The following is a 13,666-nucleotide window of genomic DNA, read 5'->3' as shown; positions in this document are numbered from 1 at the left end:
GGCTGACGCTCGTTCGCCTTTGGTGTCTCCCCTTGGGAGAAGACTTGCTACCCCTTTGCTAATGCCAACGGCGGGCGTAGCTATCGATCTTTGATGGATACCTTTTATAGCGATTATTGTCTAGAAAACTGTTTCATGGAAGAAACAAGCGAGTTATTCGCCGAATTATTGAGATTAAGTCCTAATAATGTCACGACTTATGTGCGGGCATTGTACATTAATATCGGGGAATTGATCGGGAAAAATTATGGCAATTTATCTAGACTCGGCGAGCGCATCGGAAGCTGAAGCTGTTAAGCTTTGGGGATGGGTGAAAGGCATTACCACAAATCCTACGCTGTTATCTCAAAGCGATACCCCGCCAGAAACCACGCTTAAAAAACTGCTTGCCTTGACGAATGGCCCCTTATACTATCAACTTGTGGCATCTGATAAAGCTGGGATGTTAGCTGAAGGTAGAAAAGCTTTCGAGATTATTGGTTCACAAACAATTTTGAAAATTCCCGCAACACCATTAGGTTTTGAAGTGGTGGCGTGTTTATCCTCAGAAATTACCTGTTCAGTAACAGCGATTTACAGTGCAGCACAGGCAGCAGTAGCGCGGGAAGCAGGAGCTAAAATTGCCATAGCTTATGTAAATCGAGCTACGCGGTTGTTAGGTGATGGTATTGCTTTGGTGCGAGATATGGCTAGTGTACTCAAAGGCAGTGATACGGAAATATTGGCAGCTAGTATCAAATCGCCAGAAGAAGCAGCTGCTTCATTGCAAGCTGGGGCGCATCATTTGACTTTACCATTGGCAATGTTGCAGGCGATCGCAACTCACGAATTTTCCCAAAAAACTGTTGAAGAATTCGCTAAAGGAGGCGTTGGTTTAAATGGCGTTGTGTAATGGAGGCATGAATTGAGGTCATCTACTGTGCAATGTCCCAATTCTGTAATTTTGAATTCTGACTCTACACAATTTTACTGCAAACCGATGAAACACTTGTGCAAATCGCAATGATTCGGTTTTAACTGTTTCTCTAACTGCTCATTTTTAGCCAACCAAACACAGTCGCAACACTTATGTCCAAGTTTATCCCAGCTAACACTGGCAAACGCTCATCACCCTGCAAAAGTTCTGGTTGTTGATTTGGACGGAAAACCAAAATAGAACGATCTTCTGGGTCTATCAACCAACCTAATTGGCAACCATGATCTAAACAATAGAGAATATTGCCTGTGACTCGATTTGAACTTTGTTCAGGAGAAAGGATTTCAATTGTCCAGTCTGGAGAAAGTAGAAAATCATTGGGTGCTTCCCCATCAGCAGCAAAGGGAATACGTGACCAGTTGAAAACCGCTACATCAGTTACTATTGAGCGGATACCAAAACTACAGCGTAGTTCTGGAAAGGCATAAGCAATATGAAGACTTTGGGCAACATCGTTAATGCTGTTGCATAGCCTTAACTGTAATCGGCTATGCTTCCCTTTTGGCATTGGCTTCTGAATAATCTCACCATTAATGTAAACGCTTGCAGGCTTTGTTTCTGGTAGCTTGAGAAACTCCTCCAGAGTCAGGAATTGGGTAATTACCGTAGACATGGATCAGTCGAGAAAAGCAAAGGGGATATGTTTTAGTCTAGCAGTACCGTAGTTGTAGTAAGCACTTTAGTGATTAAAAAATAACGACTAAAGCCCTTACTACGAATTTGCTTACCCATCAATTTAAACTTGACAAACTTTTAGTCCAGATGGGTAAATACTGGCAAAAGTAAAATTTTGGAAATTTGTTAACCGAACCTTATTGACAGAGGCGAAAGTTGCCACAAAGCATAAAACTTTCAGTTTAAATGCACCTTCTAAAAGTTAGGTATTGATTGAAGCAACTTCTACTGAGCCATTTGCCACAGAGACATTATTTAGAATAGGCTGGCGAGTTTTCAGGTCAAATTTGAAGCCATGTGGCAAAATATGAAGCTTTGCTCCACAAATCGCCAAAGACTCATCCTTCAAAATTTCGCCCATATTGTTATATGTAGCCTCTGATTCATCAACAATCGTAACCGCACCTTCACCAATCACTTCAATTTGGTTATCTGTCACAACCATAGCCGTGTTCTCATCAATACCAAATCCCAAGACAGCAGGTTCTAGTATTAAAGCTGAAATTAATCGTCCCAAGCGTCCACGCTGAGAAAAATGTTGGTCAATTACTACTCCTGGCAAAAATCCCATACCTGGGCCCATTTCAACAGTTTCAATGCGAGGATGTGTCTGAGAGTCACCTTCCACAATCATTTTATCTGGCATCACAGCAGCTCCGGCGCTTGTGCCTGCGATAACTATACCTTCAGAGAAACGTTTGTGAATCGCCTCATCAATTTCGGTATTCTTAAGGATACTGGTAATACGAGCTTGATCTCCTCCAGTAAAAAATACCCCAGTTGCTTTGTTAATAGCTTCTAATGCAGTAGATGAAGATGCATCTTCGCGGGTTTCTGTATCAATTATGCGAGTATTTTCGGCTCCCAGGCGCTCAAACACTCTGATGTAATTTTCTCCCACTTCTCTTGGTAGTTCTGTGGCTGCTGTCATAATTACAATGTACGCTTTCGTACCGCCAGCGCGTCGTACAAACTCACGCAAAATTACGGAATCACCCTCTTTATCTTCGGCTCCACCAATAATTACTAACTGCCGTTTGATATTAGTTTGCACCATGATGTCTCCTGATTTGAATTAATCAATTTCACTAAACCATGACAATTAAAACTATCAAATCATCCCTTTGGTAGATTACTTGATAGAAGTAAGGTTAACATTTGCTTAGACAGATACCCCTACGGGGAAGCAAGCTACGTGTAGCGTCTCCAAGAGTTGCGGCTTGTCGCTAGATATCGCCATTACACCAAAAACTTTCCCAAAAAATTACTCGCTAAATAAAATTTACAACGTCAACTGCCCCTAGATACATTTTCTAGAGGCATTGTTGGCTATGGTACTAATTGCCGCTTTGAGATTTATTGGGCGATCGCAAGTAACTTGGTATTTACTCTAGCTGGCTGCAATTACATATTTGATGGGAATTACAGCACTTCCGGCAGCTATGAGGTACATCCTCAAAGCTAAAAGCTATGTTAGGAGAGAGGCAATAAGAAAAGCTGTATTGCATAATAGCGGGAAGCGCTGTATTAATGAATCCGACTTCTGTAAAGCAAGTTAGTTAAGAAAAAACGTGCTTGTTCTAATGGGAGATGCCTGGGTTTGCCTGGTAAACAATTTGATATTCATTCATATCTTCTCCATCTCCGTGCCCAGAAATCAGCTTTTGGTGAAAAGCTTCCTCAGCAAGTTCTCGAATTTCATCTCTTAGAGCAGCTTGTGTGCTATTCATACTTTGCTGTCTTTTTGATACCCCACATTTATTTATACAATTTTTTAGCTCAGTCTTGCACCTTTCAAAGGTTATATCTTTGATTATTCTGAGGATGAACTTACTGTCATTGATTTCTTACAGAAGAACGGATATCTAATTATGCCTGAGATAGTTGAAAATGCTGAGTAATAGAGTTAGTCTGAGTTCTGATTGGTTTAATTGCAAAGCTATCACTCTCCAAAATTAATGCAATCGATCTTCAATCAATAATTCTGAGTAACCACAACTCAGGCTTTAAAATTTAGGGTGTTTAGCCAAAGGTTCGTAATCAATGGTTCTACAAAAAAGCAGTGAATTAACCCGTATTAATGCTAGAAGAACGGATGTATTCGATATTTTCAACTTCAAGCATTACACTGGGTCTAACCCTTATTTAGATGTAGGGGCGCTAGTATTTGATTTTGCTCTAATTGAGTCTAGAAAGCCTTTACCCATTGAAGATTATATTGCGACCATTAGCGATCGCTATCCAAATCTGAGCAGTCAAACCTACGAATCCCACGCTCATCTATTTGCCAGAGTTGCATCTGAAGTCGGAAACTTGATATGGATTTACACCTTAACCACTGGAGTGTTAAGCCATATCCAAATTGCACGCGGATTAGCATCCAATCACTACATGAACGCACAACTAGAGAGGTAGTTTATTTTGTTTGGGATTGGTTTGAAGCCATTACCCAAGACAAAGACTTCGCCTTTGATGAACAGCTAGTAAGGCTGCAAGATAAATTTCGTGCATCTATTTATGGTGGCCCCACGGTTTACGCCCTATTGCGAACAGCCTACGAGAAAGGTATTCCCGCCTTTTATTTGTGGGAAGAAGGATTAATGCAATACGGTTTTGGCAAAAAACACGTCCGGGGGATAGCAACAACATTTAATTGTGATAGTCATCTAGATTCGGAGTTCACCACTCGCAAAGATGACTGTAAGGCATTCTTAAAAACATTGGGCTTCCCAGTCCCTAAAGGTGATATTGTCTTTTCTGAGAAAGAAGCCTTGACAGCAGCAAGAGAAATTGGCTACCCAATTGCAGTTAAGCCAGTTGTCGGTCACAAAGGAATTGGCGTCACGGCTGATGTGCAAGATTCAAAAGAACTGGTAGCTGCTTATAATCGGGCACTGGCAGCGATTCCCGAAGATCAAGTAACCCGAATAATTGTTGAAAAAAGCATCTCAGGATCAGATTTTCGTTTGTTGTGTGTCAATGGTAGATTTGTTGCCGCCACAGAACGCCGTCCAGCATCGGTTGTTGGTGATGGGTACTTAACGCTTGCAGAATTAATTCGCCAAGAGAACCGCAAACCTGCACGTTTAGACACGCCAACTTCGCCAATGAGTAAAATCCAGATTGATGAAGCGATGGAACTCTATCTAGAAGAACAACGCTTATCATTAGACAGCGTAGTTGAGAAGGGACGCACTGTTTACCTGCGTAAAGTCGCTAATCTTTCAGCCGGAGGTATGAGCATCGATGCAACCCAGACAGTTCATGATGACAATATTATCTTGGCGCAAGATATTGCCCAACACTTCCAACTGACTTGTCTGGGTATTGATGTGATTACCAAAAGTCTTGCCGAATCTTGGAAGTCTAGTAACTTTGCTATCTTGGAAATTAATGCTGCACCAGGTGTTTTAATGCATCTTAAACCTTCCGTTGGTGAAAGCGTTGATGTGCCTTCTTATATTTTAGAAACCTTTTTTGAGTCAGGTACAGATGCCAGGATACCAATTATTACCTTTAATAAAATCTCAGTTGAAGAACTGCAAGCGACGATTGATCATATCCTTTTACAACATCCCAACTTGATAATAGGCGCTGTTTGTCGAGATGCCCTTTTTGTGAATCGCTCGAAAAAAGTATTAAGCAAAGATTACAGCAGCAATGTTCAAACTTTACTGCGTCATCCCAAACTTGATTTGTTGATTGCCGAGTATGCGGAAGACATTTTAGAAGAACAGGGGATATTTTACCAAAAGAGTAATCTCGTAGTTTTGGATAATCCCACCGAAATTGAGATGACTTTAGTGCGAGATGTTTTCGATAGTTCGACTGTGGTGATTAGAAAAGGCAACGATATTTCTATTCGTCGCAAAGGGTTGATTGAAGATTATACTTTGGGTGAAGATGAACCATTTACGCGGGTTTATTTGAAAGAAACCGGGACGATTTTCTAAATTAGGTAATTGGGGATTGGGGACTGGCGAAGAATATATGAGTAAGATTTGGTTACAGTCTTAATCTCCAGTCCCCAGTCCTCAGTTCAAGCTTGCAAAGGTGGAAAAATTAAAGAGCGCTTGGAGGTTGTTTGAAAAGTGCTTTGCTGTAACTTTAAGCACTTTAGATCCCCCCTAACCCCCCTTAAAAAAGGGGGGAACCGGAATCAAAGTCCCCCTTTTGAAGGGGGATTTAGGGGGATCTAAAATTTTTGATACCGACAAGAGGACTTTTCAAACGTCCTCTTGGAGTCAGTTAAACTAAAGAAGAAATTGTTTAATAAATTTTAATGATTTTCTTATGAGTACTGCACCTGTTAACTCTCCCGAAAAACCTGAATCTCCATTCGGAAAGCGTCTAAGAAACTTCTTAATTGTAATGGTAGCGATCGCTCTTAGCATTGCCCTTGTTTTAGGATTGCGAACTGAAACAACCTCAGCAACTCTAGCAAAGTTAAGTGAAACCTCCACACCGTTAGAAGTAGCCATCAGCAACGGCAAACCATCTCTAGTAGAGTTTTATGCTGATTGGTGTACTGTCTGCCAGAAAATGGCGCCAGATATCACTCAACTAGAAACAGAGTATGCTGACAAGATGAATTTTGTCATGCTGAATGTGGATAATACCAAGTGGCTGCCGGAAATGCTGAGATATCGAGTAGATGGGATTCCCCATTTTGTCTTTTTGAGTCAGCAGGGAGAAACCATAGCCCAAGCGATCGGCGATCAACCCCGCACAATTATGGCTAGCAACTTAGAAGCTTTGGTAACTAATTCTTCTCTCCCTTATGCTCAACCTAGCGGCAAAGTTTCCAAATTTTCTGCCCCAGTAGCACCAACGGCTAATCAAGATGACCCCCGCAGTCATGGCAGCCAAGTGGTAAATTAAAATACAGTACATCGGTAGGGGCACAATATGTTGTGCCCCTACGAAAATTATGATGTTTGTAACGAAAATCGTAGTGGTGGTTACTAAACTCGTAACAATGTAACGAAAATTATGATGTTTGTAACAAAAATCGTAGCGGTGGTTACTAAAATCGTCGCAATGTAACGAAAATTATAATGTTTGTAACGAAAATCGTAGTGGTGGTTACTAAACTCGTCGCAATGTAACGAAAATTATGATGTTTGTAACAAAAATCGTAGTGGTGGTTACTAAACTCGTTATTTTAACCAGTAGGGTACGTTAGGTTAAAGCCGTAATCCACTTTGTTCAGCCATCAAGAAGAAACCACGTCGGTTATGCAAACCTGTTAATTCATCAGTGAGTGATGCATGTTTGCGGTTGCGAACTTCCTGAATAAGTTCCATCTGAGCGATCGCAGCGTTAGTCAGTTTTCTGGATGTAGAGACTTAGCACTGCTACGTCTCTACAAGGATTTTGGTATTATGCAAAATCATTTTCATACATGGAATCAGCAACGCCATTTTTTTGCTGAGTCTGTCGATTGATAAGCGATCGCTTAATTTTGCAGCACACTCTGTTTCATCTCTGCACACAAGCGCAGAGATGAACCGATATAAAGAAACTCAAAGCCTGGAAAACCTTGACCTAAGCATTGTCAGTTGTTGTCACAAAATCCCAAATAGTTGCTCAAGCCTCAAGAGTGGTTACAGCAGGAATTAAAATTTATGCAGAAGACATCTCCAGAAATTAAATATTTGCTTGAAAGCAGCGATTGATACAGTTTTAGTAATCGGTTTCAGCTTTGATCCTTGATAGGAAAGTAACATAAGGCGTAGAAAACTTACCAAGCAATTCTGCCGCATGGGTAAATTTTACCCAAACTAAAAATTGTTAATTTTACTCAGAGAAAAATGCATACAGCATTATCAGTGCTGCGTTACCTTTACTGTGCAGAAATGAGATGAAATTACAGTTGTTAGCAAAATAGTAATGGAGAGATTAATGATTACCGAAGAAGACTTAGCCCAACAATTTAACCTTATTATTAAGCAAGCTCACCCAAAAGCATGGAAATTACTACGTCACTGCTATGTAAAAGTGTTAAATTCCCAATCAAAAGGAGCATATATTCCTCATGCCAAATATGTAAAGATTTACTGTCCTGACAGCCTGATTGCTGCTGTAGTAGCAGAAAAGAATTTACTGATAGAAGTAGCAGAATATATGGGGCTAGTTAAAGTTGTTTGTGTGAATGCTACAAATCTGTTAAACGACCCCAAATCGCAGATTAAGAAGGTTTATCCTCAATTGTGGTTAGATTTGATGTGGATTGTTACGCAAAAGCAAGAACTATGAAAACTGAAAACTTTTCTAAAATTATAGATACACTGGAAATTATTCCAGGCAAACCGTTACATCAGCAGTATTAATCGCTAAATAAACCAGGAGTCAGAATTCAGAATTCAGAATTCAGAATATTCTACCCACAAGGGGATATAGTTTTGATTACGAAAAATATTTATTTTAGTTTCGCCCACCAGGGGCGAAAGCGCGTAACCGGACGAAGTACGGTTTTAACTAATATTCAGACGCGACATTCGAGGACTCGCTACCGCTCCGCTATCGCGAACTCGCTTGCCGCCGGCGCTATCACCCACTCGTACAGAATTCATGCTGAATTCTGACTCCTGAGTTCTGAATTCTTCTCATAAACTTTGCTGCTATATCTCTGAACACGGCGGAATAATTTTCTCTACCTGGAGTAATTTCCAGTATTACATCAAGCTTAAACTACTCTTTATACGACTCTAAAATCCCACTGCGAATCATTAATTGCGGCCAAAACAATACAAAAAATACCATCCACGTTCCTATAGGAATAGAGACGAGAACTGTTAACCAGATAGTTTTAAATAGTAACCAGCTACCACCAATCAGTGTTACCCCTGTAAGAACTATAGACCAGGGCTGACACCACCAAGGTTTGTAGTTCCAAGGACTTATGGGCTTTTGTTCAGACATTGGTTTTATTAGTAAAACTCCAAATATTCCCTATAATAGTACCCTTGAGGGTACTATTAAAATTTTATTCCCTAACTAATATGAGTATTAGCAGCAGTTTATTGGTATTACTCGCAATAATCTTTGGTCATTACTAAATAATAAACTGAAGCTTCCAAACTTAAAACTGTAAATATGGGAGATGTTTCAATGTCAACTGTTTTAGGGGAATTTATTAATTTAGCAAAAATTCGGTCTACCAAAACTATAATCAAACTTACCGAATCCGATGTTGACACTATTAAAGAAATTCAGAGCCTACTAAAAAAGAAAGGTCTTTATAAAGGTGAAGTTGATGGTATTATAGGCGATTTAACCCAAAAAGCATTTGCAGAATTCAAAGAGAGTGTTTGGCTAGATTCTCCAGAATTGTTAGGAGCATCCGCAGCTGCTGCATTACTAGAGATAGCAGAGGATCATAAAAGTCACTGAACAAAATGATCGCTCAGAACCTATACCTGAATCAAGTAAAGGTAGTAAGACTGGTAATAGTATGAAGCTACCAAATGGAACTATTGTTTATGAGAATGAATTGATTGTAATTGGTATCCCTTTAACTTGGGGAGAGTTCACAAAGGGATGTACCAGGGTTCCAGAGTCGAACGCGTTGGGTTTGTCCGCCGCAAGCATCGCTAACAATATTATCAAAGCAACAAAAGGTTTTGGTAAAATTCGCGATCAATATGGTAGTGCAATTCAAATTACTTCTGGTTATCGTCCACCCCATATTAATAGACAGCAAGGAGGCGTTCGTGATTCTCAGCATATCCAAGGATTAGCAATCGATCTTGCCCCCCTTGATGGCAACTTGCAGCGTTTATTTCAAGTTTGTCGCGCTTCTGATTGCACGGGACTGGGAAGAGGGATGCATAGAGGTTTCGTGCATTGTGATTGGCGTCCTGGCGATCGCGTAGTTTTTGATTATTCTTAAACAGTATTGTGATGACTTTTTAATATAGCAATCAGATTTGATTTGTGAAAAATTTAAGTATACGTAGCGTGCATTAGCGTAGGCATAACACACGCTACATATCAAAAATTAAATATGAGTCCTATAAACCTCAATACGGTTCAGTTAAGCCATTTATTTAAACTACATCTATAAATATCGGGAAAATGTTTTTTACTAAGTGGTCTATTTAATTAGAAAGTGCTGTAAGTGACATTTGTAATCCAAAAATTATGTTGAGAATGAAGAAGCGATGTCTACGACGGGCTACGCCTACGCTTATTTAACACAAAAATTTAGCTGAAAAAGCAGCAAAATCAAGGTAGCTACCAACAAAATTCACATCTGTTAATATTGTTTGGTTTAGGTACGGATATTCAGTATGGTTCCTATAAAGACTATTCTCAAACACTCAGAGCAAGCCAATCGGTTGTTTTCTCATCTCGAATTTGATGGAAAAAAACTCAATCATCAACCGGGTAGTGTATTGGGAAGTACTGCATTAATTGCAGGAACCACTGTTGGGGCTGGGATTCTCGCTCTACCAGCTGTTACCTTGCCGTCTGGTATTTTACCATCGACATCTGGACTGGTTGCTGTTTGGCTCTACGCTCTAGTTTCGGGGCTATTGGTTGCAGAAGTTACCTTAAACACGATGCGAATACAAGGGCGTTCAAGTATAGGTTTTTTGGGGGTTGTTGAGAAAATCCTTGGTAAACTAGGAGCGCGAATTGCAGGCGGCGCATATTTATTTATGCACTATGCTCTCTTGGTGGCATACATCACCGAAGGTGGAAAGATTTTAGGTTCGGCGGCGGCAAAAGTCTGGGGGATGCAAGTATTGCCTACATGGGCAGGCACAACGACTTTCACGCTCTTATTTGGTGGCATTATGTATCTGGGGCGAGAAAAGTTTATTGAGAAATTAAACAGCGCCTTTGTCGGAATTGTCATCGTTTCCTTCTTGGGGCTATTGTTTTTGGGAGGAAGGCACATTCAAAGTGCCCAACTAGTATTTCAGGATTGGAGTGCCCTTGGTAGTGCTATTTCAGTCATGGCTGTGGCATTGTTTTTCCAAAACGTTGTGCCGTTGGTTGTGACGCAACTCGAAGGAGATGCCCGCAAAATTCGTCAATCCATCTTTATTGGTTCTGTGATTCCTCTAATTATGTTCATGGCGTGGAATGCCGTAATTTTAGGAAGCGTCAATCCCAATATGTTAACTGGTGCATCTGATGGTACAAGTGTTTTTGATCCACTGCAAATTCTCCGAGCAGGTGGCGCGGGGGAATGGTTAGGAGTGCTAGTATCCATTTTTTCAGAGTTTGCGATCGTCACATCATTTATTGGATTTGTCTACGGATTGCTGGATTTGTTCAAAGATATTTTCCTACTTGCACAGCGCGGATTTTCTAACCGTCTACCTCTCTATTCGCTGGTTCTTTTTCCTCCTATGACTCTCGGCACGCTCAACCCCAGTATCTTTTTTACTGCCCTAGATTACACTGGAACATTTAGTATTTCAGTTTTAGGTGGAATTATTCCGGCGTTAATGAGTTGGAAGCAACGTCAAGAGCAAGAAAATTCAGATAGCATAAATCAAGCACTCGTTCCTGGTGGGAAGGTGACACTCATTGTGATAATTGGAGTGGCATTAGCAATGATAGGAAGACAAATTTTGTCAATTTACACAAAGTAAAATCATCAAGAAAAATTATGTGCTACAAAAAACTATAATTGTAGTACAAATATGCTAACCACAATCAAATGAGTGATTCTCGCCTCGTCAAAATCAGCAAATATCTCAGCAAATATCTGCGACACACACCAGATGCAATTGGAATTAAACTTGCTCCTGGTGGTTGGGTTGCTCTTGATGACCTACTTACCGCTTGTGCTACGAACAAATTTCCGATTACCCATGAAGAATTACAGGCAGTAGTTGAATCGAACGAAAAACAACGCTTTTCTTTTGATTCTACAGGTAATCTGATTCGTGCGAATCAAGGACATAGTGTAAAAGTCGATTTACAATTAGAACCTGTTGTTCCCCCAGATAAACTTTATCACGGTACGGGACACAAATCTGTAGAGTCAATTATGCAAACAGGACTTTGCAAAATGTCACGCCACCATGTCCATTTATCGAAGGATATTGCAACAGCACAAACTGTTGGTGCAAGACATGGAAAAGCAGTAGTTTTTGCTGTAAATACTGGGGCAATGCATCAGGCGGGTTACATATTTTATTGTTCTGCTAATGGTGTTTGGTTAGTAGATTATGTGCCACCTGAATATCTAAAATTTAAACTGGGAACTGAGTAAAAAATTATGAGTAAGATTTGCTTGAAAGCTAAATCCTGATTCAAATCAACATTCCAGCAATACAAGCAGTGATGAATCCTGCTAACAATCCGCCAATCATTGACCTTACACCCATACGAGCTAAGTCATGCTGGCGATTAGGTGCTATCCCTGTAATGCCGCCAATGGTAATGCCAATTGAACCTATATTTGCAAAATTACATAATGCGTAAGTCGCAATAGTTACTGCGCGTTGAGAAATTTTACCACTTTCAATTAATGCCTTCAAATCCAAAAAAGCAATAAACTCATTCAAAATTGTTTTTGTACCCAATAAAGCCCCAACTTGCCGACAATCAGCCCAAGGTACGCCCATTAGCCACGCCACCGGAGCCATAATAAAAGACAAAATCCACTGTAATGAGAGTTGCGGTAAAGCCACAAATGCCCCCAACCATGCCAGTAGCGCATTGAGGGCAGCTAATAATCCTAAAAAGGCGATAATCATTACTCCCACATTAACTGCTAGCTTCACGCCGTCAATTGCTCCGGTAGTAGCTGCGTCAATTACATTTACATAATTGGTTTTTACATCAGCTTTTGCCTTTCCAGCCGTCTCTGATACCTCTGTTTCTGGGTAAAGTAATTTTGATACGATTAACGACGTGGGAGCAGTCATAAAGAAAGCAGCAATCAGGTGTTCTGTTGGTATGCCAAAGGAAAGATATGCCCCTAGTACTCCACCCGCAATTGTGGCAAAACCACCCGTCATCACGGCATGAAGTTCTGATTGCGTCATATTCGCTATATATGGTTTAACCATCAGCGCCGACTCTGTGGGCCCCAAAAAGATGTTACCTGCACAGGATAAAGATTCAGAACCCGATGTTTTCATCGTCTTTATCATTACCCACGCCATCACATTTACGACTCGTTGTAAAATGCCGTAGTAATACAAGACGCTAATGAAGGCAGAGAAAAAGATAATTGTGGGCAGCACTTGGAAGGCAAAGAAATGATCCTTAAAATTGTCTCCAAAGACAAATTTGGCACCAACATCAGAAAATGCTAAAAATCCGGTGACAATATCTCCCAGAGATTTAAACACATTCAAACCCCAAGGAGTTTTAAGAATTACTAGCGCAAATGCAAACTCCAGTCCCAAACCCCATGCCACTATTTGCCAACGCACCGCACGACGATTAACAGAGAAGGCGTAGGATATACCGATAAAAACTAAAATTCCCAACGCAGAGATGGCGCGTTCCATGTTTACTCCCGGAAATGTGTTACTAAGGCACTTAGTCACAGAGTATACACAAAAATCCAGTTTTTTTGTGGCTTTTTAGTCAATCACTAGAGTTTTGATGGTTTAAAAAAGAATTTAGCGATCGCACCATGTCAAATTATTGTAGAAAAACATGGAAGCACTCTGGAAGTTAATGTTCTAAAAAACACCGATGCATAACCGTCTCCCCCAGAAACGACTCTCCAATCAACTAAGGTGAGTTCTGGTGATTGCGCCAGGGTAACAATCAGTGAGGTATCAGCTTGGTTATCTATACCAGTGATGCCACCATAACCAGACTCAATGCCAAAATTGCCATCGCAAACACCAATAATTTGCCAGACACAGTGTGCAACAGTAACTATAGGCTCATCTCTTTGTATACCCGACATAACTTCAGCATAGTTGCTCTGGTCAACATACAAATCGTAAGGCTAAGGGTAATGACAATTGGCATAAGGTATTTCCTTTGGAATTCAGCCTCTGCGCGATATTTTAGCAAACACAGCAA

13 protein-coding genes and 2 pseudogenes are annotated in these 13,666 nt (G+C 40.5%); 9 read left to right on the top strand and 6 right to left on the bottom strand.

All coding sequences use genetic code 11. The annotated features are described in order from the left end of the window. The first annotated feature begins 247 nt into the window (after positions 1–247). Positions 248–892 carry a transaldolase family protein gene (locus tag ANSO36C_RS00680; protein ID WP_251957938.1) on the top strand — a complete coding sequence of 215 codons (645 nt, stop codon included), beginning with the start codon at positions 248–250 and terminating at the stop codon, positions 890–892. A gap of 133 nt (positions 893–1,025) precedes the next feature. Here the strand turns inward: ANSO36C_RS00680 and ANSO36C_RS00675 are convergent, their stop codons facing one another. The 3 genes and pseudogenes from ANSO36C_RS00675 to ANSO36C_RS00665 all read right to left on the bottom strand — a co-directional run bounded on the left by ANSO36C_RS00675 (position 1,026) and on the right by ANSO36C_RS00665 (position 3,381). Beyond that, a complete protein-coding gene (locus tag ANSO36C_RS00675; protein WP_251957937.1) occupies positions 1,026–1,589 on the bottom strand; it encodes a Uma2 family endonuclease in 564 nt (187 codons plus the stop codon). 264 nt (positions 1,590–1,853) lie between these two features. After that, the gene (locus ANSO36C_RS00670) at positions 1,854–2,708 is read right to left on the bottom strand and encodes a cyanophycinase (RefSeq protein ID WP_251957936.1); all 855 of its coding nucleotides are present in this window, start codon (positions 2,706–2,708) and stop codon (positions 1,854–1,856) included. Between the two features lie 470 nt (positions 2,709–3,178). Then, a pseudogene (locus ANSO36C_RS00665) lies at positions 3,179–3,381 on the bottom strand (hypothetical protein). Between the two features lie 313 nt (positions 3,382–3,694). Between ANSO36C_RS00665 and ANSO36C_RS00660 the strand changes: the two are divergent. The 4 genes and pseudogenes from ANSO36C_RS00660 (at position 3,695) to ANSO36C_RS00645 (ending at position 7,909) form a co-directional block, all read left to right on the top strand. Next, positions 3,695–5,604: pseudogene (locus tag ANSO36C_RS00660) on the top strand (ATP-binding protein). Between the two features lie 340 nt (positions 5,605–5,944). Next, positions 5,945–6,532, top strand: a complete 588-nt coding sequence (locus tag ANSO36C_RS00655) for a thioredoxin family protein (protein WP_251957935.1) — start codon at positions 5,945–5,947, stop codon at positions 6,530–6,532. Between the two features lie 389 nt (positions 6,533–6,921). Next, positions 6,922–7,098 carry a hypothetical protein gene (locus ANSO36C_RS00650; protein WP_251957934.1) on the top strand — a complete coding sequence of 59 codons (177 nt, stop codon included), beginning with the start codon at positions 6,922–6,924 and terminating at the stop codon, positions 7,096–7,098. Between the two features lie 445 nt (positions 7,099–7,543). After that, positions 7,544–7,909: a hypothetical protein gene (locus tag ANSO36C_RS00645; protein ID WP_251957933.1), complete on the top strand. Its 366-nt coding sequence runs from the start codon at positions 7,544–7,546 to the stop codon at positions 7,907–7,909. Positions 7,910–8,344: 435 nt separating this feature from the next. On the opposite strand, the gene ANSO36C_RS00640 is transcribed toward ANSO36C_RS00645, so the two are convergent. Then, positions 8,345–8,575 carry a DUF6737 family protein gene (locus ANSO36C_RS00640; RefSeq protein ID WP_190942320.1) on the bottom strand — a complete coding sequence of 77 codons (231 nt, stop codon included), beginning with the start codon at positions 8,573–8,575 and terminating at the stop codon, positions 8,345–8,347. A gap of 189 nt (positions 8,576–8,764) precedes the next feature. Here ANSO36C_RS00640 and ANSO36C_RS00635 point away from each other — a divergent pair, with 189 nt between their 5' ends. The 4 genes from ANSO36C_RS00635 to ANSO36C_RS00620 all read left to right on the top strand — a co-directional run bounded on the left by ANSO36C_RS00635 (position 8,765) and on the right by ANSO36C_RS00620 (position 11,888). Further along, positions 8,765–9,046 carry a peptidoglycan-binding domain-containing protein gene (locus ANSO36C_RS00635; RefSeq protein WP_251957932.1) on the top strand — a complete coding sequence of 94 codons (282 nt, stop codon included), beginning with the start codon at positions 8,765–8,767 and terminating at the stop codon, positions 9,044–9,046. A gap of 61 nt (positions 9,047–9,107) precedes the next feature. Next, positions 9,108–9,545, top strand: a complete 438-nt coding sequence (locus ANSO36C_RS00630) for a D-Ala-D-Ala carboxypeptidase family metallohydrolase (RefSeq protein WP_251957931.1) — start codon at positions 9,108–9,110, stop codon at positions 9,543–9,545. Positions 9,546–9,945: 400 nt separating this feature from the next. Beyond that, the gene (locus tag ANSO36C_RS00625) at positions 9,946–11,262 is read left to right on the top strand and encodes an amino acid permease (RefSeq protein ID WP_251957930.1); all 1,317 of its coding nucleotides are present in this window, start codon (positions 9,946–9,948) and stop codon (positions 11,260–11,262) included. Between the two features lie 68 nt (positions 11,263–11,330). Next, positions 11,331–11,888, top strand: a complete 558-nt coding sequence (locus ANSO36C_RS00620) for an RNA 2'-phosphotransferase (protein WP_251957929.1) — start codon at positions 11,331–11,333, stop codon at positions 11,886–11,888. 40 nt (positions 11,889–11,928) lie between these two features. On the opposite strand, the gene ANSO36C_RS00615 is transcribed toward ANSO36C_RS00620, so the two are convergent. Further along, positions 11,929–13,137, bottom strand: coding sequence for a NupC/NupG family nucleoside CNT transporter (locus ANSO36C_RS00615; protein WP_251957928.1), 1,209 nt, complete (start codon positions 13,135–13,137; stop codon positions 11,929–11,931). Positions 13,138–13,268: 131 nt separating this feature from the next. Continuing rightward, entirely contained in the window at positions 13,269–13,547 is a 279-nt protein-coding gene (locus ANSO36C_RS00610; RefSeq protein ID WP_251957927.1) for a hypothetical protein, read from the bottom strand. Positions 13,548–13,666 lie beyond the last annotated feature (119 nt).

Origin of the sequence: Nostoc cf. commune SO-36 (assembly GCF_023734775.1) — a bacterium.
GTDB lineage: Bacteria > Cyanobacteriota > Cyanobacteriia > Cyanobacteriales > Nostocaceae > Nostoc > Nostoc commune_A.
The sequence above is the reverse complement of the archived record's forward strand: the minus strand, read 5'-3'. Positions and strand labels throughout refer to the sequence as shown.